This window comes from Aerococcus viridans, from assembly GCF_002083135.2.
GTDB classification, from domain to species: domain Bacteria; phylum Bacillota; class Bacilli; order Lactobacillales; family Aerococcaceae; genus Aerococcus; species Aerococcus viridans_C.
This window is the reverse complement of the sequence record NZ_NBTM02000001.1, coordinates 309,144-333,233: the sequence shown is the minus strand read 5'-3', so window position 1 is coordinate 333,233 and position 24,090 is coordinate 309,144. Positions and strand designations below refer to the sequence as shown.

Genomic DNA, 24,090 nt, shown 5'->3' with positions numbered 1-24,090 from the left:
ATCTGTGTGCTTAATACGACGGGTAGTGATTGTGCTATCCGTCGTTTTTTTCTATGTGAAATTTCTCTTTCATACAGATATATGCAATCTTGCAGAAAAATTTCTTTTTATACAGCATCAATGGAGGTGTATTACTATCGCAAAAGATATGTTCGTAAATGAAAATATCCGTGCACGTGAACTTCGTGTAATTGATTCTGAAGGTGAACAATTAGGTGTGTTAAGTAAAGACGAGGCTTTAAGTAAAGCTGAACAAGTTGAACTTGACTTAGTACTAGTATCACCAAACGCAAAACCGCCAGTTGCCCGCATCATGGATTACGGTAAATACCGTTATGAGCAACAACGGAAAGAGCGGGAACAACGTCAAAATCAAAAACAAGTCAGTCTGAAGGAGGTACGTTTATCTCCTACGATCGAAAAAAATGATTTCGAGACAAAATTGCGTCAAGCTCGTAAGTTCCTTGAAAAAGGTGACAAAGTGAAAGCTTCAATTCGTTTCCGTGGACGTGCTATTACGCATAAAGAAATCGGTCGCGAAGTGCTAGAACGCTTTGCAGAAGAGCTTAAAGATGTTGCAGAAGTTGAACAAAGACCAAAAATGGAAGGACGTTCAATGTCCCTTCAAATGGCACCAACTGCTGACAAATAATTGAACACTTTTAGGAGGAAAAAACATGCCAAAACAAAAAACTCACCGCGCTTCAGTTAAACGTTTCAAAAAGACTGCTTCAGGTAAACTAAAACGTAGTCATTCAGAACGTTCTCACCGTTTCCACGGTAAAACTAAAAAACAACGTCGTCAACATAAACAAGCGACTACAGTTCATTCAACAGATATTAAACGTATCTCACAAATGATGGACACTTACAAATAAGATTATCTAAGCGTTCAGTCATGGACTGAACAGTACCAAAAGGAGGAAATTAAATGGCTCGAGTTAAAGGTGGAACAGTAACACGTCGTCGTCGTAAAAAATATCTTAAGTTATCAAAAGGTTACTTTGGTGCGAAGTCTAAATTATACAAAACAGCTAAACAAGCTGTAATGAAATCTTACACTTACGCATACCGTGACCGTCGTCAAAAGAAACGTGACTTCCGTCGTTTATGGATTACACGTATTAATGCAGCTGCTCGTATGAATGGAATGAGCTACAGCACATTAATCAATGGCTTAAAAGTTGCTAACATCGACATGAACCGTAAAATGTTAGCTGAATTAGCAGTTAACGATGCAGACGCATTCGCAGCTATCTGTGAACAAGCGAAAGCAGCTTTAAACAAATAATTCAATTAAAGTCCACGTAGCACCAGCTTTTAGCGAGTGTCTACTGGGCTTTTTTTTGTTTATGAGCTCAAAACGTTTTAGTGTTCTATTTAGGCTATCAAGGGTTATGAAATACTCGTATTATCCAAAACATCTAACGCTTGGTAAAATATGTGTTAAGAATAGCCGTGGTCCATTTTTCCAAAAAATGAATCATGAATATTAGAGGATGATAGAAAATGCTATTGCCTAATGGTGGATTCAATCAAGATTAAGCTAAAGTAAGTCATCTTATGATAGAATGAAGCGATAGCGTCAAAAGGAAAAATATATAAGTTAATATAGAGGTGAAGCAGATGTCAATTATCGACTTAAAAGACGTCGCGGTAAAATTTGATACACCAAATGGTACCGTTGATGCAGTAAAAGATGTCAATATTTCAATCGATGAGGGCGAAATATTTGGCGTGATTGGTTACTCTGGTGCGGGTAAATCCACACTGGTTCGTACCATCAACCGCTTGCAACCAGTAACTTCTGGGCAAGTAATTGTAAATGATAAAGAAATCAATGCCTTATCAGAAGCAGAACTACGTGCTTCTCGTAAGAAAATTGGGATGATCTTCCAACACTTTAATTTAATGAATGCGAGAACGGTTGAGGGCAATGTCCTTTTCCCATTGAAGGATTCTAAATTATCTAAGGAAGAGAAAAAACAGAAAGTACATGAGTTGTTAGAATTAGTTGGATTAGCTGACCGTAAAGATGCTTACCCAAGCCAACTATCTGGCGGACAGAAACAACGTGTAGCGATTGCGAGAGCCTTGGCTAACGACCCAGATGTTTTATTATGTGACGAGGCGACTTCTGCCTTAGACCCTAAAACAACATCTTCAATCCTTGAACTGTTGAAAGAGTTGAATGAACGCTTAAACTTAACAATCGTCATCATTACCCATGAAATGCACGTTATCAAAGAAATTTGTAACCGTGTGGCGGTAATGGAACATGGTGTGGTTGTTGAACAAGATACTATTTTCAATATCTTCAGAAACCCACAACAAAAATTGACCAAAGACTTTATCGAGTCTGCGTCACCAATAGAAAAGGGTATTCAAGAAGTTTTAAGCAAACCAGAATTATTGAATATTCACCCAGCTGACCGCGTAATCCGCGTGACTTTCTCAGGTGCTTCAACTGGGGACCCATTAATTTCTAAATTAACAGAGCAATTCCAAGTGAAAGCCAATATCTTATTCGGTAATATTGAAATTTTACAAAATATTCCAGTGGGCACCTTGCTACTAAGCCTAAGTGGTGAAGATGCAAAAGTACAAGAAGCCATTGACTTTATTATTTACGAAGGTATCACTTTAGAAGAATACAAAATCGAAGGCGACCACTATATTCAAGAGGAGGTTGATGCATAATGAATTTTATCGAAAGTATCTTACCAAATGCAGCAAGCATTCCTGATGAATTTCTAGAAGCAACAATTGAAACACTTTATATGACACTTTGGACTGCAGGACTTGGATTTGTTCTTGGTCTTGGACTAGGTGTTTGGTTAGTCTTAACCCAACCTAAAGGATTAAAAGCCAACGCAGCCGTTTACGGTGTCTTAGACAAGTTTGTGAATATTTTCCGGTCTATCCCATTCGTTATTATGATTGCCTTACTAGTGAATATCACAAGATTAATTGCTGGTACTTCAATTGGTACAACTGCAGCAATCGTGCCATTAGTCGTAGCAACTGTGCCATTCTATGCCCGTCAGATTCAAAATGCCTTGGTTGAGGTAAACCCCGGTGTTATCGAAGCGGCACAAGCAATGGGTTTGTCTACTGGAGATATTGTCTTCAGAGTTTACTTAAAAGAAGCCTTACCAGGTATTATCCGTGTATCTGCATTGTCAATCATCAATGTAATCGGATTAACAGCTATGGCCGGAACTATCGGTGGTGGTGGTCTTGGTAACTTGGCTATCACACGTGGATATAACAGATTCCAAACAGATGTAACGATTATTTCTACAATCATTATCTTAATTATTGTCTTTATCTCTCAAGCTATCGCTGATCGCTTGGTGAAAAAAGTAGAGCACTAAAAATCTGTCACTAATCAAATTTTGGAGGAGAATTATGATGAATAACAAATTTAAATTATCAGCAACAATCTTTGCTTCAATTATTGCTTTAGCTGCTTGTGGTACAACTGGTAACGAAGGTGCATCAGATGCATCTGAATCTGCAACTGAAGAACAAGCTGAATACACTGTTGGTGTCGTTGGTGATACTGAACGTTTAGTATGGGAAGACGTTGCTGAACGTGTAGCAGATGAAGGCATCACCTTAAATGTTGAAACCTTTACTGACTACGTAACACCAAACACTGCTTTAGTAGATGGTTCATTAGATTTAAATGCCTTCCAACATTTAGCTTACTTAGCTGAATTTGTGGCATCAAACAATGCTGACTTACAACCAGTTGGTTATACTTATATCTCTCCAATGGGTGCTTACTCAGAATCATTAGAAAGGATCGATGATTTAGCTGACGGTAGTACAGTTGTTATTCCCAACGACGTGACTAACGCGGGACGTGCCTTATTATTATTAGAATTAGCAGGCGTAATTGAAGTTGACGATGCTGCTGGTATTACACCAAGTGTTGAAGACATCACTGATAATCCTAAAAACATTGAAATTACTGAAGTTGACGCAGCTCAGGTACCCCGTTCACTTGCTGATGCTGACTTAGTAGTTGCTAACACAAACTACGCAGTCGATGCAGGTTTAGTACCTGAAGAAGATTCAATTTTCTTAGATACTGATGACTTAGGTTCATTAGGTGCACAATACAAAAATGCTGTTGTTGTAAAATCAGAAGATGCGGAAAATGAAGACATCCAAACAATTGTGGAAGCTTACCAGTCTGACGAAACTACAGCTAAAATTGACGAAGTAACATCAGGAGCTGACCAACCAGCTTGGACAGACAACGATGACATCGCAGCTGACTTTGAAGATGTTGTAAACCAAAGCGAACCAGCTGAATAATCTGCAAATATAGTTTTATAACGATAAAGTAAGCACAGGAAGAAGCCAATTATTGGTGGCGCCTGTGCTTTTTTTTATAGCAATTATAGCAAAATTAAATTTATTTCATTATCTATTTTTGGTGATATTCTATCTATGATTTAAAGATTCAATCTGATAAAATAAGTTGAATTTATTCAAAGTAAAAAGTGAACTTAGGAGAAGACATGAATGAGTCATATTAATATGGGACTAGCGCTTCGCGAATCAGTTGAGAGCGATATGGCGCAATTAACTGGGATGCTTGAAGATGCGATTGCTTTACTTGCAATGAATAATATAGATCAATGGCAAAACGGTACAATATCCAACGAAGATCTATTAGATGCGATTATGCATGACCAAGGCTTTGTCTGGGAGCAACGCGATACCACAGGAATTGCAGGCTTCTGTGTCTTGGATACTTACGATGAACCATACGAGAACCTTGCTGAAGGCGAATGGACTGTAAAGGGCCCTTATTTGTCGATTCACCGGGTCATGGTTTCCAAACATTTACGTGGTCGTAAAGTCACTTCACAAATGTTTTTAGATATCAAAAAAATGGGGATAGTCAATAACATTACCTCATTACGAATTGATACCCATCCAGACAATGTCATGATGCAGAAAACCTTGAAACGCAACGGTTTTGTTAGAACAGGTTTACTTTATATGCCATCAGGTAGTCCGCGCTACACTTATGAATTTGATTTATCCCAATTTTAGACTAAAATAGTGGCTATAACATATCAAAATATAGTCTAGGATAGAGAGGTAGTAAGTTATGTATTATGTAAAAAATGAACGTAACGGTGAAGAGATTTTTGACCCAACTGTTAACTTGGCGATTGAATATTTTCTATTGAACGAGAAGAAGTTAGATGAACCCATCTTGCTTTTCTATATCAATGAACCTTCGATTATTATTGGTAAGAATCAAAATACCCATGTTGAGATTAATGAGTCTTATGTGAAAGAACACAATGTCCACGTTGTCCGTCGTTTTTCTGGTGGAGGGGCGGTGTACCACGATTTAGGGAACATTTGCTTCTGTTTCATCACTAATGATGACGGCAACTCTTTTAGGGACTTTAAGAAATTCACCGAGCCTATCATTGAATCTCTTGGCAAGATGGGTGTTGAAGGCGCTGAACTTAGAGGTCGTAATGACCTTGTGATCGGTGACCAAAAATTCTCTGGTAATGCCATGTATTCTAAAAATGGCCGTATGACAGCACATGGCACTTTGATGTTTGATGTTGATATTGACGAAACAACGAAAGTATTGAAACCTAAAGCGGCTAAATTAAAGGCAAAAGGGGTTAAATCAATCCGTTCTCGCGTAACCAATATCAAACCACATATGGATGCTACCTCTCAAAATATGACCCTATTCGACTTTAGATCAGCTTTATTACGTAATATATTCGATGTTGAAAATCTTGAAGACATTCAAGAATATGTCTTAACTGACGATGACTGGACATGGATTGAAAACTTCCGTCAACAATATACCAATAATGATGACTGGAACTATGGAGCAAACCCGGACTTTGAAATCATCAGAGATGAAAGAACGTCTGCTGGCCAAATCGAATTCCAATTTAATATTTCAAAAGGTAAAATTAATGCATGTAAAATCTACGGTGACTTCTTTGGTTTAGGGGAAATTACTGACGTTGAAAATGCTTTGATTGGTCAAGAATATAGCCGTGAAAATTTAATCGATGTTTTTAAAAGCATTAACCTTAAAAACTACTTTGGTAACGTCACAGCTGAAGAATTAGCTGACCTAGCTTCATTATAAAGATAGAATATTACATAAGTAAGAAGGGGCGAGGATTCAAATAGATCCTTGTCTTTTTTTGATTGAAGGTAAATTATGCCACAAAAAAACCAGCCAACCGATTTGGTTAACTGGTTTATGAATACTATGGTTTGTCTTAGCCAAATGCGCGGCGAATTTGGACACTCGCGTTGCCTCTGGCAATTTCAGTTCCGCGTTCACGGATTAATCCAGCATTCAATGCGGATAATTCAGCGTATTCTTGGGCGAATGAAATTAAATCTTCAATTTCATCATCCGTTAATTCGTTTGCTTCAAATTTAATCAAAGCAAAGTAAGATTCGTTATAAACGTATAAGTCTACTTGCGCAAATTCATCCTTAAAGTCACGCGCAAAAGCTAGGAAATCTTCAAAAATCCGGAAGACTAAAGTGATTTCTCTAGGAACACGAGGGTCCTCTGTTTCAGCACTCGCTGCTTTTTTCTTCTTATCTGCCTCTTGTGTAGCGTGGTCATCTAAGACGTTTTGGCGTTCGTTTGCTTTTTCTTTATCTTCATCTTCAAGCTCGCCGATTGTTTCCATTAATTGTTGGAAAGCACTATCTTCTTCATTATCATCGCCAAAACCTTTACTGATATACAAATCGATACCGTTTCTTTTTGGCATTACTTGGAAAGTGATCGCTTCAGTGTGTTGGAATTTCTGTGACACATCGACCTCTTCAAGGATACTCATGAAAAAATGCTCAACTTCGTTTTGATTGCTCATGATATCCATAAACGAGATGCCTCGCTCAATTAAATCATCAGTATCTATAAACACGCGGATAGTATTTTCGTTAATATACTCCATTTCCATCGTAATCACCCCAATCTATTAATAAGTAGTGTAAACTAATTGATGCGAAAGTTAAAGTAATTTAGTTTGAGAAAATAAAAAGAGTACAGAAATGTGCACTCTTTCCATCATATTATCTTGTTTTTAAATTTAATTTGCGTGTGCTTCTTGTTCTTCGTAAGAGGCTAACGCTTGTTGTAATTCAAGTTTACGAACGCTTCTTGGTAAGAAACGACGAATTTCATCTTCGTTATAACCAACTTGTAAACGTTTATCATCTAAAATAATAGGGCGTCGTAACAAACCAGGATTATTTTGGATTAATTCAAATAAATCGTTCAACGGAATTTCATCAAGATCAACATTTAATTCTTGGAATGCTTTTGACCGAGTTGAAATGATTTCTTCAGTACCTTCCTCTGTCATGCGTAGGATGGCTTTGATTTCATCTTCTGTTAATGGTTCTGAAAAGATGTTTCTTTCGGTGTAAGGAATTTCATGTTCTTCTAACCATGCTCGAGCTTTGCGACATGAAGTACAACTTGGTGATATGTATAATTTTACCATGTGTATCTCTCCTTTGTATGAAAAACCATTCTTAACTAACATATATATAGTATACCACATAGTTTGTGAATTTTCTATGGGTTTTTTAACCAATTTTGACGTATCAAAAATAAGTTATTATAGCAGTATCATCTAGTCATTAGAACAAGGCGGGTACTAACAAGACAGTAAAAATATGCTATACTAGAGTAGAATTTAAGTGAGGGGATATTTAGATGACAAAACGTATTTTTTCTGGTGTACAACCAAGTGGAACGCCAACAATCGGTAATTATGTTGGTGCTATGAAGCAATTTATCGAATTACAAAATGACTTTGAAGCGTATTACTGTGTCGTAAACCAACATGCCATTACAGTAGCGCAAGATCCTGAGGCGTTACGTAAAAACACTCGTTCACTAGCTGCCTTATATATTGCTTTAGGGATTGACCCAGAAAAAGCAACGATCTTTATTCAAAGCCAAGTACCGGCCCATGCACAAGCTGCTTGGATTGTTCAATGTAATACGGCCTTAGGTGAACTAGAGCGTATGACACAATTCAAAGATAAATCAGCTAAACAAACATCTGTTTCTGCAGGTCTATTAACTTATCCACCATTAATGGTAGCAGACATTATTTTATACCAAACAGATTTAGTACCTGTCGGGGATGATCAAAAACAACATCTTGAGTTAACAAGAAACTTCGTAGAACGCTTCAACAACCGTTATACCGGTAAGAAAGAAAGCCCAATTCTAACAATGCCTGAATTCTACGCACCTAAAGAGGGTGGCCGTATTATGAGCTTGCAAGAACCGACGAAGAAAATGAGTAAATCAGACGAAAACAAAAAGTCATTCGTTTCGTTATTAGATGATCCAAAAACAATTACGAAGAAAATTAAATCTGCAATGACAGATTCTTCTGGTGAAATTTCTTACGATAAAGAAAACAAAGCCGGCGTATCTAACTTGCTAACGATTTATTCTTCATTCGCCAACCGTCCAATTGATGACATCGTCGCTGAGTACCAAGGTGCTGGTTACGGTAAATTCAAACAAGACTTAGCGGATGTCGTGATTTCTGTCCTTGAACCAATGCAAGAACGTCACGCAAAATTGATGGCTTCATCTGAATTAGATGACATCTTAGCAGATGGTGCTAAGAAAGCCAATCAAGTAGCCAATGAAACTCTGGCCGCTATGGAAAAAGCAATCGGATTTAGATAAGCCGATTAAGCTAATCAAATTTACCGATTCAAATAAACAACCTTCATAGTGTGGTGTTAGCCAACCAACCAAGCTAGCCACCGAACAAGCGAGTTAAATAACTGCCCATTTTTTGCCAAGTAAGGACCTCACCTTGCTTGGTTTTTTAATTGATTCATTTTTTTGAAAATTAGCCCGGCGCTTTTGAATTTTTGTGGTGTATATAATTAAGTGATAGGGGGCTAAGGGATGAAATTTGCACAAAGAGAAGATGGATCATTCATCTATGCAGTAGACCTGATTGACGAGAATGGCAACAAATTGCCGACAACAGAAGGGTATCTTTGTAGTCAATGCAAGGGACCTGTTTACTTGAAAAAGGGAAAAGATACCAAAGCACACTTTGCTCACTATGCTAAGATTATTAAGGACCATAATAAGGTGAATGAATCAGATATTCATTTTGAACAAAAGACCGTTATTCATGACCAGCTGAAAAAACAAGAGATTGAAGGGTTCATGGAATATCCGATTGAAAACCAGGTGAGAAGGGCTGATATCTATGTCCCCAACCAAAGCAAGGTCAGCCATAATACAGCGATAGAGCTACAGTATGCGCCAATCTTAGCAGAAAATGTTTATAAACGAAATGCTGACTACCAAGCAGTAGATTGCCGGGTTATGTGGTTACTTGGTTACCAATCTGCATATCAAAGTATTTTTGCCCTAAATCTAAAAAACACCTCATCTAAAACCTTGAATGCAGTCCGACCTTTTATGCGATATTCTTATGAATTTGGCTTCTATTTACCTTTTTGGCATGAGGGCTCGGGTAAAGTAGTTTTATTGACACTCAACCTATATGGACAAGGGCAAAAGCAAATTCGGATGTCCATTGAACGCTATATCCACTACTTCAATGACCATTTCACCTATGAGAAGGGGGATTTTTTGACCAGTTTATTATTTGGCAAAGACAGTCCCATAATTAGCCTAGCCCCAGAAGATTTAGACAAGTTTATTAAGAAAGTTCTTGTTAGTCCAACAGCTAATCAACAAAAAATTCTAGAAATCATTTACCAACGACAAGTTTACTTACAAGAAGCACCAGCGGATTTATATACCTACCAGGCAACTGCGATTTTTTCAAAAGTGGCTGACTGGGCCATTATACTAGCTTATCTAGCCATTTATCAAAAGAATGACCCGGAATTTGAGCGGGCGCATTTTGCCCAATTCGCCAATGTATTATTCGATAATCAGCTGGTCATTGAACATCCCTTATTTACCAAAGAAATCATTATTTCATGGCTGATGTGGCTGTTTGCTAACTACGAAAATAGCTAGCATATTAATTTAGAAACCAACCTTTGTGTGTTAAAATGAAAATACTATTAAAAAACGGAGGCATATTATGGCAAAAATTTTTGAAGCAAAACCTAGAAATGAAGTAGACAGTGCTTTTCAATGGGACTTGACCAGTATCTTCCCAGATGATCAAGCTTTTGAAAATGCCTTAAGTGGATTCCCAGCAAAAGCGGATGATTTTCAAGACTATAAAGGCACTTTAGACCAAGGTGCTGACCAAGTGGTAACCGTATTAGAGGCCTTATTAGCGGTGAGCCGTGAATTGGAATCCCTATATGTTTATGCACATTTAAAACATGACCAAGATACAGGAGACAACAAGTACCTAACTTACAACAGTCAAGCAGGTGCTTTACTTGCTCAAGTTAGTGAAAAGATCTCTTGGTTTGAGCCAGAAGTATTAGCAGTATCTGAAGATGTACAAAAAACATTGGAAGACCACTCTGAATATGGTCACTTCTTCCGTGAGTTATTTGCGAAGAAAGCGCATGTCTTATCACCAAGTGAAGAGGCTCTACTTGCTGGTGCTAGCGAAATCTTTGGTGTCTCTTCAACAACTTTCTCGCTTTTAAACAATGCCGACTTAAAATTCGGTAAAGTTAAAGATGAAGAGGGCAATGATGTTACCCTTTCTCACGGTTCATACGGTGTCCTACTAGAAAGTGCAGACCGTTCTGTTCGAGAAAATGCCTTTAAACAACTTTATGCAACTTATGAAGGGGTTAAAAATACCAACGCCTCATTGATGTCAGGTAATATTAAAGGACATAACTATACGGCTAAAATTCGTCACTACGATTCAGCACGCCAAAAAGCTTTAGACAATAACAATATTCCAGAAAGTGTTTATGACACATTAATAGATACAGTAAGAAAGAATACAAATCTATTACATGAATATGTTGCCTTAAGAAAAGATATGCTAGGTCTTGATGACTTACAAATGTGGGATATGTATACACCATTAACAGGTGATGCACCGGTGAAATTTACTTACGAAGAAGCTAAAGAGATTACATTTAAAGCTTTAGCGCCTTTAGGTGATCAATACTTGAAAGACTTGGCCAAAGCCTTTGACGAGAAATGGATCGATGTTTACGAAAATGACGGTAAGCGTTCAGGAGCATACTCATCAGGTGCATATGATACTAACCCATATATCTTACTAAACTGGCAAGATTCATTGAATGACTTGTATACATTAGTTCATGAGTTAGGTCACTCGATGCACTCTTATTACACTAGAAGTAACCAACCATACGTATATGGTGACTACTCAATTTTCGTAGCAGAAATTGCCTCTACGACAAATGAAAACTTATTAACTTCATATTTACTGGATACGATTGAAGATAAGGATGCACAAATCTATATCTTGAACCATTATCTTGATGGGGTAAAAGGGACAATCTTCCGTCAAACTCAGTTTGCTGAATTTGAAAAATTCATGCATGAATCGGATGCAAACGGGCAACCTTTAACAGCAGACTTCCTAAGTGAAAACTACTTCGAATTAAACAAGGCCTACTATGGTCCGTCAATCGGAGAGGATAAAACAATCGCTTTAGAATGGTCTCGTATCCCACACTTCTACATGAACTACTATGTCTACCAATATGCAACAGGATTCTCTGCTGCCAACACATTAGCTAAACGTTTAGTAGAGGGTGAAGATGGTGCCGTTGACAAGTACTTAACTTACTTGAAATCAGGTTCATCTGATTTCCCAATTAATGTTATGCAAAAAGCGGGTATCGATATGACCAATGCTACTTATATAGAAGAAACCTTTGCCCAATTCGAACAAAGATTAGCTGAATTAAAAGGCTTATTAAACAAATAAGAATAGGTTGAAGGGGCTGTAGTACTGACTGCAGTCCTTTTTACTTGCCGTTTGAAGATTTCAATTCCTAAATGACGATACAAAAAAAGAGGTCGGAATTGTCCGACCTCTTTTGAATATTTTATTTCTTAATACAAGTTAATATTGGTTTTTGATCCATAGCTTCTTCAGAGGGTACCATCATTTGATCAGTTAGGTATTCTAAGTTTTCAAAAGTGATATTTTCCTCAAGTTTAAAGCCATATTTGTAATTGATATTATCAAATACAACAACAGTAGGGTTGGCTGAAATTTGCATTTGGCGAGCCAACTTAGCATCAGCAATAATGCTTTCTTGTGTAAGATCTGAATGGAGATCTTGCAACCACATGTCCGTATCAAGACGGTTAGATTGCGCGATTTCTAGCATTTTTTCGTGTGAGTAAGGGTTGCCTTGGCGACCGAAGTAGTCCTGAATCTTCATCAAGTATTCACGGCCAACTTTCTTGCCCTGTAGTAGAGCAGCCTTATAGCCCTTACAGACCTCTTGATGTGCAAGATACAAGCTGTTACGGTCAGCTAAAGATAAAGGTTTATCTAGTGCTTTGATGTAGTTGTTAAAGGTCTGCATATCTGATGTTGTGATAAAACGGAAGTAAACTTTCTTATCCGTTTGTTGTACAAAATTTAACACTTCTTCTTCGCAATTTAAACAGGTATCACCTAACGGATTAACAAATAAAAAAACTTCAAACACATGGTTGTGCTTACATGCGCCTGGCGTGATTTTTTTACCGCTATTCGTTTGAATAATCTTTTGTGCCATACTCTCCTCCTTTACTCATATTCTTTAAAACGATTATGCTTATTTTAATTTGTTTATTTAACTTGTCTATTGATTAGATTTAACTAACTATCCAATCACATCGTGTTCTTAACTATTCACCAATTCTAACAGGCTAACTTTAAAACTGCAATCTATTTGTTTCGACTAAGAGGATTTTTATCTTTTCTTATAGTTAAAAATTGACAGCATAACTGAATTTAGCCTAAATAATCGGCTTTTGATTGATTCATACGCACAATTTTTTGTTTAATTGGCCGTTGTGGAATTTGAAATTTTTGCAATAAATTTTGATAAAAAATGATACCAGTTTCTGGATTATTTGTTTCAACTTCAAGTTCGTAATCCTCATATTCTTGGAAGAAACAGTGGTCCAGCACCATATCTTGTCCTTCAACCACTTGTTGGTGTCTTACAGTTTTAAATCGCCCGATGATGATTAAGTCATCAAGTGCAATATCAATTGTTGCTAAGAAATCAGCAACCTCACCGCCTTGGCTTAATTTTCCAGATTCTTTAATAGATTCCCCATCGATAAGGGTCAATTTTTCAGTTGTTTCCAATTTCTGATGGTCTTTAACAGGTTGTTTCATTGTTAAATGGACATAAGTGTCCGTTATACGCACACGTAAACCTATATGTCGTTTGCGCAATTCACCATCGGCAGTATCAAAATAGATATTCTCTTGGGTTAAGGGGGCAGTTTTCGCGAAATTATAGTGGTTAAACAATTCCTCGTACTCTGCTTGACTTAAAATATTTTTATATTCTATTTCTAAGTTTTTGGCCATTGGATCGCCTCTTTTCTTTATTCGACTTAAGTATATCAAGATTCACATCTTTTTTACAATAAAAGGGGTTGGCGGTACCATGCATTTTAGACGAATAAAACGCCAAAGATTACTTGCTATCTTTGCGTTTCTTGTTATAAATCAATGTATTTTGTGATAGAATATATAGGATGTGTATGCAAGTAGATTAAATAAAGTGGGTGACCAGATGGTGGAAGATTGGCATAGTTTTCTTGCGCCGTATCGACAGGCTGTCGAGGAGTTAAAAGTTAAATTTAAAGGTATTCGTACGGAGTTTGAAGAAGCAAATCTTCATTCGCCAATCGAATTTGTTACTGGCCGGGTAAAGAGACCTGACAGTATTTTAAGGAAAGCTGAATTTAGAGAAGTATCAGACCTAAACGCACATAATATTGAAACCGTGATTGAAGATATCGGTGGTATTCGCATCATGTGTCAGTTTGTGGAAGATATTTATCAAATCGTTGAAATCCTTCATCAGCGTGAAGATTTTGACATTATTGTTGAACGTGATTATATTAGTCATAAGAAGGCAAGTGGGTATCGTTCATACCATATTGTCATTGCTTATCCGATTGAAAGAATTACGGGGACCGATTCAATTCTTGTTGAAATACAAGTGCGGACTTTAGCGATGAACTTTTGGGCGACGATTGAGCACTCATTGAATTACAAGTATGCGGGCGATTATCCATTAGAATTGCATCAACGGCTTGAAAGAGCAGCTGAAGCAGCCTTTCGTTTAGACGAGGAAATGTCTGAAATTCGTGAAGAAATTAAGGAAGCCCAGAAGTATTTTCAAACGACTGGGTCAAATAGTAGAAAGAAGACAAAATCACCTAATCCAGTAGAAAATCAAATAGAAGACAAACATAAACGCCCGCTATAATTTGACGATTAATTAAAATATTCGAATCAAGTTGCAATGGGAATGAAGATGTAAATGTAACGGTGACTAAATCAATTGTGGAGGGTATGTAGATGAGAGTGGCAGTACGATACAGTGACACTGATAGTTCTAAAAAAATTCGCGATATGATTTATGCATCTTGTGCAAGCTCAGGCTTTGAATTGGATGATGTAAATCCTGAATTAGCTATTTCCGTTGGTGGAGATGGTACCTTGCTAAAAACCTTCCATACTTATGCGGACCAGTTAGACTCTGTTCGTTTTGTTGGTTTACATACGGGGCACTTAGGTTTTTATACAGATTGGTTAGAGAGTGAATTGCCTGAGTTCCTTGCAGCCTTAAGTAATGATTCAGGTGAAAGTGTGTCTTATCCCTTACTAGAAGTCGAAATTGAATACAGTGATGGCCAAGTGGTCCAGCACATTGCTTTGAATGAGTCTGCCATTAGACGATATGAGGGGACAATGACTTGCGAGATATTCATTAAAGAAGAAAAATTTGAATTCTTTAAAGGAGACGGCTTGTGTATTTCAACGCCAACTGGTTCAACAGGGTTAAATAAATCCTTAGGTGGGGCCGTTGTCCACCCGCGTTTAGATACCATTCAAATGACGGAGATTGCCTCAATTAATAACCGAGTATACCGGTCTTTAGCCAGTCCCTTATTAATCGCTAAAGATGAGTGGATCGTCTTAAAACCGGTCAAAGAGCATGCCATGACTGGCGTATTCTTGTCTTTAGACCACTTGAATATTCCATTGAATGATGTTGAAAAAATTACTTACCGTGTAGCCAAGGAACGCGTGCATTTTGCCCGTTACCGACACATGCACTTCTGGGATAGAGTAGAAAACTCATTTATCGGAATCAACGACTATCCAAAGCGCAAGCTCACAAAGGAAGAAAAGTAGTTTTTCAGCATTTAGTATGAAAAAAAGTAATAGATTAAAGTAAAAAATAAAGTAGCGTAAATGAAAGGTCGACAATTTTTATGATGGTATTCGAATGGCAAGCAGATGAAGCTTTGTTAACGCGTACCTTTTTGAAACACAGGGGGATTTCTAGGCGACTATTGTCCCGAATCAAGTTTCATGGAGGGCAAATTTTAGTAAACGGACAAGAAGAGAATGTCCGTCACCAATTGACCGTCGGCGATAAAGTGACGGTCATTTTGCCGAATGAGGGGAAGCAAGAAATTATTGAGGCCATTCATCTACCAATTGATATTTTGTTTGAAGATGATCATTATATCGCCGTCAACAAGCCGGCTGGCTACACCTCTATTCCGTCCCAATACAATCCGCAAGGGTCCATGGCTAATATTTTAAAGGCCTATTACCAGCGTCAGGATTATGACAACCAGGTCATCCATGTGGTAACGCGGTTGGACCGGGATACAAGTGGGGTGATGTTATTTGCGAAGCACGCTTTTGCCCATGGCTTAATTGACCAGCAAATGCAGCAAAAAGGTATCGAAAAGACCTATCTCGCTGTTTCGGATAAAAAAGTATCTGACCTTGACCATGGCTTTATTGATGATCCGATTGCTAGAAGTCCGCGGTCAATCATTGAACGACGGGTTCACGAATCAGGTCAATCAGCTTTAACAGAGTATTGGCTAGCTGAACAAGTGGGCGCCTTAAAAGTCTATAAAGTACAGTTGCATACTGGACGCACCCATCAAATCCGGGTGCATTTTGCTTTTAATGGTGCACCACTTATTGGAGACGATTTGTATGGTGGTCAAATGGACCATGGCATTCAAAGACAAGCCTTGCATTGTCGGTCCCTAAAATTTAAACACCAATTTACCGGTGAAATGGTTGAAATCCAGGCACCCTTGCCGGAAGATATTTCTGCTTGCTTTGACCTATAGGTTATATTACAATGGTTGGCATGTGTTAAAATAGAAGGTGTGGCAAAAGTCGTTAAGATACGACGCTTCTAACGCATTTAGGAGAGTAAACACTAAAGCCTAAACACTCCCATAAGCTAGAGTAAAATCGGGTTCGAGCCTCCGAAAAGGACTGTTTTTCAGATTAGATTGCAACTGACTTCGTCAGTCGCTGCGCTAATTTTCCAAAGTTTCCTTTCTTAGTGTCGGCTCTTACACCTTAAAAAGCCGAACAATTACTGCAAGTAATTGGCGTATTTTGGAAAGTATCGGAAGGGTTTGACTTTTGGAGCCTGATATTATGATGTTTATTAGCACAAATAGAAGGTGTGACAGGTTAGTTACAGCCTCAATCAAAATTACAACATATCAAAAATGACATAGGGGTGAGAATATGAGTCGCGATGAAAATAAACAAGTCTTAGATAATCGAGAAACAGAAAACGAAGAAGTAGAAATCTTTGAGATGAGTCAGCCTACTGATGAGGAAATATATGAAAGTATTATAGAGGCACTGCATCATAATGACCAAGACCGGTTTAGAGAAGAATTCTTCAAAAACCATACATATGATCAAGCACAGATTTACCTGACTTTGGATCCAGCTGAGCGGGTGAAATTGCATGATTATTTAGCGCCACAAGAACTAGCTGAAGTTTACGATATTATTGATGAAGACGATCACGACCGGATTTTGACCTTCCTCTATGATATGGACGATAAATACGCTGCGGACGTACTTTCATACATGTATACCGATAATGCCGTGGATATTTTAAACGAGTTAGACGTTGAAAAAGTGCGGACTTATATGCATATGATGCCAAAAGCGGCAGCAGATGATATTAAGGTATTGATGCATTATGCGGACGAAACAGTTGGTTCGATTATGACCACTGAATTCGTATCTATTACAACCAATCAAACTGTTAAATCAGCCATGACCATGTTACGTGCCAAGGCCTCAAATGCTGAAACCATCTACTACTTATACGTGGTAGATGATGATAACCGTTTGGTCGGGGTACTATCCTTGCGTGATTTGATTATTAATGATGGGAATGTCATGGTCAATGAATTGATGTCTGACCGTGTCGTTTCGGTAGACGTTAACGAAGACCAAATCAATGTTGCCCGTACCATTCAAGACTACGATTTCCTAGCAGTGCCCGTTGTTGAAGAAACAGGGGAACTGATTGGTATCGTAACCGTTGATGACGTTATCGACGTCTTGAATGATGAAGCCATGCAAGACTACTCTGGTTTAGCCGGGGTAGACGTGGACGAGCAATATTCATCGCCCTGGAATTCAGCGAAATCACGTTTGCCGTGGTTGATTACCTTGCTATTTCTTGGAATGGGAACTTCTACTTTGATCAGCCAATATGAGGACATGATTTCTGAAGTAGCGACTTTATCCTTATTTATTACATTAATTACAGGTACTTCAGGGAATGCGGGGACACAGTCCTTAGCGGTTGCGGTTCGTAAATTGGCGACACCAGAAGATGAGGCCTCTACTATGGGGTCAATGATTTTACGTGAAATTATGACAGGATTAATTTCGGGTGCCGTGACAGGATTAGTCATCATGACGGTCGTCGGTATCTGGCAAAGTAATTTTGTATTAGGTGGGGTAATTGGTGTCTCTATGTTAGCAGCTATTACAGTGGCTAACTTAGCTGGATCATTGATTCCTATTTTGATGGACAAGCTTGGGTTTGACCCTGCGGTTGCATCAGGACCCTTTATTACAACCCTATCCGATTTAACGTCAGTATTGATTTATTTTTCAATCGCCTCACAATTCCTACAATTTTTAGCGTAAATACCATTGGATATCACAAATAAGTAATAGGGATAACCGGTAACGGTTGACAGTTTGAGTAGATTGTTTTAATATTTGCTTATAGAAATATAAGAACTTGATGATAAACATAAAAATGAATCACATTGAAAAGATAAGTAAATGGAAATCTTTGTTCAGAGAATCTACGGTTGGTGGGAGTAGGTGTAAGTATTTCCTTTGAAAATGGTCTGGGAGTGACGAGTGTAGAATGTACTTACCTTTAGCACTTGCGATTGATAGTCGATAACCTATCTTCGTATGATTGTACGAATGAGGCGAGCCGAGTGTTCGCAAAGTAAGGTGGTACCACGTTCTAGACGTCCTTATAATACTGTGTTGTATTATAAGGACTTTTTTTATGTAAAGTGAAGATAATGATGAGGGAAGAATCGCTTAGCTAGCATGATGAAGCTAGGGTGATAAAATGGAGGGAATATCAATGCCAATTAAAGTTGTTCAAGATTTACCAGCATTACAAAAATTAACCCAAGAGAATATTTTTGTTATGGATGAGCGTCGTGCAACCATGCAAGACTTTCGTACTTTAGAAGTGGTTATTGTGAACTTGATGCCAACGAAAGAAGCGACGGAAGAGCAGTTGCTGCGGTTATTAAGTAATTCACCCCTGCAAGTGAACGTGACCTTTATCCACATGCAGTCACACCAAGCGGCTCATATTTCAGAAAACCACCTAAAAGAATTCTACCGAACCTTTGACCAAATTAAAGACCGCTACTTTGATGGGATGATCATCACTGGTGCACCGGTTGAGCACCTAGATTTCGAGGAGGTGAATTACTGGGACGAATTAGTGTCTATTATGGAATGGTCAAATAATCATGTATTCTCAACCTTGCATATTTGTTGGGGCGCCCAAGCAGCCCTTTACCACCATTACGGCATCGGTAAACAACCTTTAGACAAAAAACTATTCGGTATTTACGAGCAAGAATTGAGAGATAAAAAGGTATCTTTAGTACGAGGTATGGATGAACTTTTCTATATGCCACATTCTCGCCACACGACTGTTCCAACTGAATCTTTTGAACAGGCACTGGACTTAGAAATTCTAGCTGGTTCAGAAGAAACAGGGGTTTCAATCGCTCAGTCCACTGATTCGCGTTTTGTATTTATCTTCGGCCATGCGGAATACGATGCCGAAACCTTAGGCAAGGAATACAAGCGTGACGTTGAAGCTGGAAAGCCAATTGAACTGCCAGTCAACTACTATCCTGGCAATAACCCAGAGAAGACGCCGAAATTGAAGTGGCGGACAGCAGCCAATACTATTTATGCCAACTGGTTAAACTATTATGTTTACCAAGTAACGCCATTTGTCATTGAACAAATTAGTGACTCTTGGCAAGGCAAAAAGAACGCTTAATCGTTTTTCTAATTAAAATTAAGGAGAAAAATTATGCAAATCAAAAGAGGCGACCAAATCATTCATTTAGCAGGTGAACCCTTACAAAAAGGCGACCGATTACCCTTAGTTGACCTATACAACCGCGATAAAGAAGTGGTTCAATTGGACAACTATATCAAAGGGTTAACCGTTATTTCCATTGTCCCAGACATCAATACCAAGACTTGTGACATTCAAACCAACCGTTTCGCAGCGTTAGCTAAAGAAAAGAATTATCCGATTTTGACCATTTCTTTCAACGACCCTGCAGATATTACTAACTGGTGCCAGGTCAACAATGTCGACATGACGTACCTTTCTGACCAGGCGGGCCATTTTGCCAAAGCCTCAGGACTTGAAATGGTGGAGAATGGTAAACTGGCGCGGACTGTCCTATTGGTAGATGACGCCAATCAAATCCAATATATCGAAATCGTTGCGGACATGCGGGACGAACCCAATTATGATGCCGTACTTGCTGCCGCTGACCAGTTGATTTAAATGATGATTTGAAAAAAGAGCACTCACCGACTTGCTAACGCCCAATATAATAATGGGGATTGCAGGCTGGTGAAGGCTCTTTTTGTGTGTTTACTATTCGTAAGAATTGAAGAAACGAGTAATTTCAATGGCCGCATTTTCTTCAGTGTCTGAACCGTGAATGGCATTTTCAGTCACATTTCTGGCGAAATCAGCGCGAATGGTATCAGGTGCTGCTTCGCGTGGGTCGGTTGCACCTATGATTTTCCGCATCCCATCAATGACGTTATCGCCGGTAACCACCATAGCAAAGACTGGGCCAGAAAGCATATAAGATTCAAGCTCAGGGTAAAAATCCTCATTCAATAAGTGAGCATAGTGGTGGGCCACCATTTGTTTATCTAATTCCATGACCTGGGCGCGCTCAATAAAATAATTCTGATCTTCGATACGCGAGATAATGGCACCCATCAAGCCACGTTTTAAGATATCTGGTTTCAACATAATAAAAGTTTTTTGTTCAGGCATAATGAAAAGCCTCCTTTAATTTACTATTATAAGTAACTCCCTGAAATTTACCAGCAATTTACGAATTTTTAACCCTTTCAATGAGCGAATGATTTAACTTTACTCTAGGGGGAGTGGTATATTTAGGTAAGCAAGTAAGGATTAAAAAAGGAGCGATTAAATGAGCGAGTATATTGTACCAAGTGTATGGACATGGGAAAATGAAGCTGAAGAAATCAAGAATCTTGGTGGTAACCGTCCAACTGCAGGTAGCCGTTTTGAACAAACACTGCCTGTTGGAGAGGCTGATTTACAATTGTATTCTTTGGGTACACCAAACGGGATTAAAATTACTATTTTACTAGAAGAATTGAAAGCCCTAGGCGTATCAAGTACTGAATATGACTTATTCTTAATTCATATTGGAAACGGGGACCAATTTGGCTCTGATTTTGTTAAAATCAATCCAAACTCTAAGATTCCGGCTTTAGTAGACCAAAGTCAAGAACCCGCTTTAAACATTTTTGAATCAGGTTCAATTCTACTTTATTTAGCTGAAAAATTTGGTCATTTAATTCCTACAGATATCCACGGGCGTACAGAAACCTTGAACTGGTTATTCTGGCAAATTGGTGCCGGTCCCTATGTAGGAGGTGGTTTCGGTCACTTCTTTAGTTACGCACCTGAAAAATTAAAATACCCAATTGACCGTTTTACAATGGAAACCAAACGTCAATTAGACTTACTAGATCAAACATTGGCTAACCGTGACTTTATCGCGGGTGATGAATATACCATTGCGGATATCGCAATCTGGTCATGGTACGGCCGTTTAGTCCTTGGTGAATTATATGAAGGGTCTAAAGAATTCTTGGATGCTGAATCATACAAAAACGTGGTTGAATGGGCCAACAAAATCAACGAACGCCCAGCAGTTAAACGTGGTTTAGCAGCAGAATACAAACCATTAGACCAAGCGTAAATATACACGAAAAAACCCTGTAGCGTTAGATTGAAATCTGACTTTACAGGGTTTTGTTATTATACAACTTTTATTTGAGTGCCCGCAATCAAGTCCCTATTACGGCCGTTTGGACGAAAGGTTCGCATAGCCATAATCATTAAAAGCTGCACCTATTTATTAACAAAGGGGTACAGATTTTTGATGGGTTATTTTAGTCTAGCAGTCAGTCGTTGATGTGACCGATACTTTTTTCCATATCGACATGCATAATGCCTGCGTCCATATATTTCGGTGTATCCATGTTTTCATAGCCAAGCGCTTCGTAGAAACCTGTTACATGCTCTTGGGCACCTAAAATGATTTGTGAGAAATGCTCCTCTAATGCCTTCGTTTCAACAACGGCCATCAACTCACGGCCTAGTCCTTGGCCACGGTATTTTGGAGCAATTGCTACACGTTGTAATTTGGCTGCATTCGGTGTTAAGGCGAGTAACCGCGCTGTATAAACGGGTTCATTATCGCTATTGTAGCCAACCATATGTAAGCAATCTGCTTCGTATTTATCAATTTCTTCGTCAATATCGATGCCTTGTTCGTCTACGAAGACTTCTTTTCTAACTTTTAAAGCGTCCCTGTAGGGCTCTGAATTGATATCATTGGTCCAAACGGTCTTCATGCCATTTCTCCTTCAATAAAAAATGAATCTAGTGCTAAAAATGATAGATTCATTATAACATAAGCGGGGATAATTATTATGTAATTTGCAATTTTAAATTACTTGACGTCTGTGGTATTATAGAAAGGCATATTTTAGGAGGTGTGATTAGCTTAGTGCGCTATATAAATCACACGCCCAACAAATCAGAAAGAAATAATCAATAATAAAAATGAAAAAGGATGAAGAGGATGAACTTAACGCAAGAAGTAGCAAAACGCCGTACCTTCGCCATCATTTCCCACCCGGATGCTGGTAAAACGACGATTACAGAACAATTATTATTATACTCAGGTGCTATCCGTCAAGCGGGTACTGTTAAAGGGAAAAAATCAGGTAAATTCGCCAAGTCTGACTGGATGAAAATCGAGCAACAACGTGGGATTTCTGTTACCTCATCGGTGATGCAGGTAGACTACGATGGTTACCAAATCAACCTAGTGGATACCCCAGGACATGAGGACTTCTCTGAAGATACTTACCGTACTTTGATGGCTGTAGATGCTGCCGTGATGGTAATTGACTCAGGTAAAGGGATCGAGCCTCAAACTAAGAAATTATTCCAAGTTTGTCGTATGCGTGGAATTCCAATTTTCACCTTTATGAACAAATTAGACCGTGATGGTCGTGAACCGATGGACTTAGTTGCTGAACTTGAAGAAGTATTAGACATCGATGCCTATGCAATGAACTGGCCAATGGGTATGGGGAAACAATTCCTTGGTTTATATGATTTCTACAACAACCGTGTTGAATTAACCCATCCTGAAGAAAATGGTGATAACGACTTCCTACCATTGAACGAAGACGGTGAAGTTGAAGGCGACTTTAAATTTAAAGAATCATCTATTTATACCGAAGCCTTGGAAAACGCAGAATTAATGCGTGAAGCTGGTAACGGTTTTGATGTAGAAGCTATTGCTGCCGGTGAATTAACGCCTGTATTCTTTGGATCTGCCTTAACAGGATTTGGTGTACAAACCTTCCTAGATGCCTTCGTTGATTTCGCGCCAGCACCTTCTGCAGTAGCTACTGTTGAAGAAGGGGAAGAAATTGAACCAACAGATGCTGAGTTAACTGGTTTTATCTTTAAAATCCAAGCCAACATGGACCCTCGTCACCGTGACCGGATTGCCTTTGTTCGTATCGTGTCAGGTGCCTTTGAAGAGGGAATGGATGTTAAAGTAACGCGTACTGGCAAGAAAATCAAATTGAACAATACAACCCAATTTATGGCCGATTCAAGAGAGAACGTTGAAAAAGCTGTAGCCGGCGATATCATTGGTTTGTATGATACAGGGAACTTCCAAATCGGTGATACCATTTATACAGGCAAAAAGGCCGTATCATTCCCACCACTACCACAATTTACACCGGAATTATTCATGAAAGTATCACCTAAAAATGTCATGAAACAAAAATCATTCCATAAAGGGATGCAACAATTAGTCCAAGAGGGTGCCATCCAACTTTATAGAACATGGCATTCAGAAGAGTATATTATTGGTGCTGTTGGGCAACTACAATTCGAAGTTTTCCAATACCGCTTATTAAATGAATACAACTCAGAAGTTGACATGTCACCAATGGGCAATAAAATCGCCCGTTGGATTTCTGAAGAAGAGTTGGATCCGAAGATGTCCTCAAGCCGTAACTTACTATGTAAGGATATCCATGGTAATCCTGTTTTCCTATTTGAAAACAACTTTGCCGTGAACTGGTTCCAAGGTAAGTATCCGGATGTGCATTTAGAAACTTTACTGTAGTAAATAGTTTTTAATAGCAAGAA

The 24,090-nt window shown here is 38.5% G+C and carries 25 protein-coding genes and 2 other annotated features (1 of these 27 cut by a window edge); of the genes, 19 read left to right on the top strand and 6 right to left on the bottom strand.

What is annotated here, in order from left to right; translation table 11 throughout:
- Positions 1 to 57: a sequence feature (ribosomal protein L20 leader region), on the top strand; it begins 84 nt to the left of the window's first position.
- 73 nt (positions 58 to 130) lie between these two features.
- The 8 genes from infC (at position 131) to A6J77_RS01630 (ending at position 6,157) form a co-directional block, all read left to right on the top strand.
- Positions 131 to 652: a translation initiation factor IF-3 gene (gene infC / locus A6J77_RS01665; protein WP_083070224.1), complete on the top strand. Its 522-nt coding sequence runs from the start codon at positions 131 to 133 to the stop codon at positions 650 to 652.
- 25 nt (positions 653 to 677) lie between these two features.
- Positions 678 to 878: a 50S ribosomal protein L35 gene (rpmI, locus tag A6J77_RS01660; RefSeq protein WP_003142016.1), complete on the top strand. Its 201-nt coding sequence runs from the start codon at positions 678 to 680 to the stop codon at positions 876 to 878.
- Between the two features lie 53 nt (positions 879 to 931).
- The gene (gene rplT, locus A6J77_RS01655; RefSeq protein ID WP_003142018.1) at positions 932 to 1,291 is read left to right on the top strand and encodes a 50S ribosomal protein L20; all 360 of its coding nucleotides are present in this window, start codon (positions 932 to 934) and stop codon (positions 1,289 to 1,291) included.
- A 335-nt stretch (positions 1,292 to 1,626) separates the two neighbouring features.
- Positions 1,627 to 2,700 carry a methionine ABC transporter ATP-binding protein gene (locus tag A6J77_RS01650; protein ID WP_003142019.1) on the top strand — a complete coding sequence of 358 codons (1,074 nt, stop codon included), beginning with the start codon at positions 1,627 to 1,629 and terminating at the stop codon, positions 2,698 to 2,700.
- Complete coding sequence (locus tag A6J77_RS01645; RefSeq protein ID WP_026465429.1) at positions 2,697 to 3,377, top strand: methionine ABC transporter permease; 681 nt, start codon at positions 2,697 to 2,699, stop codon at positions 3,375 to 3,377. The genes A6J77_RS01650 and A6J77_RS01645 overlap by 4 nt, the downstream gene beginning before the upstream one ends.
- Before the next feature lie 34 nt (positions 3,378 to 3,411).
- Entirely contained in the window at positions 3,412 to 4,329 is a 918-nt protein-coding gene (locus A6J77_RS01640; protein WP_227645093.1) for a MetQ/NlpA family ABC transporter substrate-binding protein, read from the top strand.
- 210 nt (positions 4,330 to 4,539) lie between these two features.
- Complete coding sequence (locus A6J77_RS01635; protein ID WP_083067776.1) at positions 4,540 to 5,076, top strand: GNAT family N-acetyltransferase; 537 nt, start codon at positions 4,540 to 4,542, stop codon at positions 5,074 to 5,076.
- A 58-nt stretch (positions 5,077 to 5,134) separates the two neighbouring features.
- Complete coding sequence (locus tag A6J77_RS01630) at positions 5,135 to 6,157, top strand: lipoate--protein ligase (RefSeq protein ID WP_083067775.1); 1,023 nt, start codon at positions 5,135 to 5,137, stop codon at positions 6,155 to 6,157.
- A 136-nt stretch (positions 6,158 to 6,293) separates the two neighbouring features.
- Here the strand turns inward: A6J77_RS01630 and A6J77_RS01625 are convergent, their stop codons facing one another.
- Both A6J77_RS01625 and spxA read right to left on the bottom strand, forming a co-directional pair.
- Positions 6,294 to 6,995 (bottom strand): adaptor protein MecA, encoded by a 702-nt coding sequence (locus A6J77_RS01625; RefSeq protein WP_083067774.1) that lies wholly within the window; start codon positions 6,993 to 6,995, stop codon positions 6,294 to 6,296.
- A gap of 129 nt (positions 6,996 to 7,124) precedes the next feature.
- Positions 7,125 to 7,541, bottom strand: a complete 417-nt coding sequence (gene spxA / locus A6J77_RS01620; protein ID WP_016897704.1) for a transcriptional regulator SpxA — start codon at positions 7,539 to 7,541, stop codon at positions 7,125 to 7,127.
- A gap of 215 nt (positions 7,542 to 7,756) precedes the next feature.
- Between spxA and trpS the strand changes: the two genes are divergently transcribed.
- The 3 genes from trpS to pepF all read left to right on the top strand — a co-directional run bounded on the left by trpS (position 7,757) and on the right by pepF (position 11,942).
- On the top strand, positions 7,757 to 8,752 hold the full coding sequence (gene trpS, locus A6J77_RS01615; protein WP_083067773.1) for a tryptophan--tRNA ligase: 996 nt from the start codon (positions 7,757 to 7,759) through the stop codon (positions 8,750 to 8,752).
- 228 nt (positions 8,753 to 8,980) lie between these two features.
- Complete coding sequence (locus A6J77_RS01610) at positions 8,981 to 10,078, top strand: competence protein CoiA (protein ID WP_083067772.1); 1,098 nt, start codon at positions 8,981 to 8,983, stop codon at positions 10,076 to 10,078.
- 67 nt (positions 10,079 to 10,145) lie between these two features.
- On the top strand, positions 10,146 to 11,942 hold the full coding sequence (gene pepF / locus A6J77_RS01605) for an oligoendopeptidase F (protein ID WP_083067771.1): 1,797 nt from the start codon (positions 10,146 to 10,148) through the stop codon (positions 11,940 to 11,942).
- A 121-nt stretch (positions 11,943 to 12,063) separates the two neighbouring features.
- On the opposite strand, the gene A6J77_RS01600 is transcribed toward pepF, so the two are convergent.
- Together A6J77_RS01600 and A6J77_RS01595 are read right to left on the bottom strand one after the other, a co-directional pair.
- Complete coding sequence (locus A6J77_RS01600) at positions 12,064 to 12,747, bottom strand: DsbA family protein (protein WP_083067770.1); 684 nt, start codon at positions 12,745 to 12,747, stop codon at positions 12,064 to 12,066.
- 218 nt (positions 12,748 to 12,965) lie between these two features.
- Positions 12,966 to 13,556, bottom strand: coding sequence for a CYTH domain-containing protein (locus A6J77_RS01595; RefSeq protein WP_083067769.1), 591 nt, complete (start codon positions 13,554 to 13,556; stop codon positions 12,966 to 12,968).
- Between the two features lie 208 nt (positions 13,557 to 13,764).
- Here A6J77_RS01595 and A6J77_RS01590 point away from each other — a divergent pair, with 208 nt between their 5' ends.
- The 6 genes from A6J77_RS01590 to A6J77_RS01565 all read left to right on the top strand — a co-directional run bounded on the left by A6J77_RS01590 (position 13,765) and on the right by A6J77_RS01565 (position 20,136).
- Positions 13,765 to 14,466, top strand: coding sequence for a GTP pyrophosphokinase family protein (locus A6J77_RS01590; protein WP_039934810.1), 702 nt, complete (start codon positions 13,765 to 13,767; stop codon positions 14,464 to 14,466).
- 92 nt (positions 14,467 to 14,558) lie between these two features.
- Positions 14,559 to 15,398: an NAD kinase gene (locus A6J77_RS01585; RefSeq protein WP_083067768.1), complete on the top strand. Its 840-nt coding sequence runs from the start codon at positions 14,559 to 14,561 to the stop codon at positions 15,396 to 15,398.
- Between the two features lie 83 nt (positions 15,399 to 15,481).
- A complete protein-coding gene (locus A6J77_RS01580) occupies positions 15,482 to 16,363 on the top strand; it encodes an RluA family pseudouridine synthase (RefSeq protein WP_193756663.1) in 882 nt (293 codons plus the stop codon).
- A 484-nt stretch (positions 16,364 to 16,847) separates the two neighbouring features.
- The gene (mgtE, locus tag A6J77_RS01575) at positions 16,848 to 18,209 is read left to right on the top strand and encodes a magnesium transporter (protein WP_083070222.1); all 1,362 of its coding nucleotides are present in this window, start codon (positions 16,848 to 16,850) and stop codon (positions 18,207 to 18,209) included.
- Between the two features lie 116 nt (positions 18,210 to 18,325).
- Positions 18,326 to 18,558, top strand: a binding site (T-box leader).
- 111 nt (positions 18,559 to 18,669) lie between these two features.
- Positions 18,670 to 19,614 (top strand): homoserine O-acetyltransferase MetA, encoded by a 945-nt coding sequence (gene metA / locus A6J77_RS01570; RefSeq protein ID WP_083067766.1) that lies wholly within the window; start codon positions 18,670 to 18,672, stop codon positions 19,612 to 19,614.
- Between the two features lie 33 nt (positions 19,615 to 19,647).
- The gene (locus A6J77_RS01565) at positions 19,648 to 20,136 is read left to right on the top strand and encodes a redoxin family protein (RefSeq protein WP_083067765.1); all 489 of its coding nucleotides are present in this window, start codon (positions 19,648 to 19,650) and stop codon (positions 20,134 to 20,136) included.
- 93 nt (positions 20,137 to 20,229) lie between these two features.
- Here A6J77_RS01565 and ndk read toward each other — a convergent pair whose 3' ends face one another.
- Positions 20,230 to 20,643 (bottom strand): nucleoside-diphosphate kinase, encoded by a 414-nt coding sequence (ndk, locus tag A6J77_RS01560; protein ID WP_083067764.1) that lies wholly within the window; start codon positions 20,641 to 20,643, stop codon positions 20,230 to 20,232.
- A 160-nt stretch (positions 20,644 to 20,803) separates the two neighbouring features.
- Here ndk and yghU point away from each other — a divergent pair, with 160 nt between their 5' ends.
- Complete coding sequence (yghU, locus tag A6J77_RS01555; RefSeq protein WP_083067763.1) at positions 20,804 to 21,604, top strand: glutathione-dependent disulfide-bond oxidoreductase; 801 nt, start codon at positions 20,804 to 20,806, stop codon at positions 21,602 to 21,604.
- A 205-nt stretch (positions 21,605 to 21,809) separates the two neighbouring features.
- Here the strand turns inward: yghU and A6J77_RS01550 are convergent, their stop codons facing one another.
- The gene (locus A6J77_RS01550) at positions 21,810 to 22,262 is read right to left on the bottom strand and encodes a GNAT family N-acetyltransferase (RefSeq protein ID WP_083067762.1); all 453 of its coding nucleotides are present in this window, start codon (positions 22,260 to 22,262) and stop codon (positions 21,810 to 21,812) included.
- Positions 22,263 to 22,492: 230 nt separating this feature from the next.
- Between A6J77_RS01550 and A6J77_RS01545 the strand changes: the two genes are divergently transcribed.
- Complete coding sequence (locus tag A6J77_RS01545; RefSeq protein WP_083067761.1) at positions 22,493 to 24,067, top strand: peptide chain release factor 3; 1,575 nt, start codon at positions 22,493 to 22,495, stop codon at positions 24,065 to 24,067.
- Positions 24,068 to 24,090 lie beyond the last annotated feature (23 nt).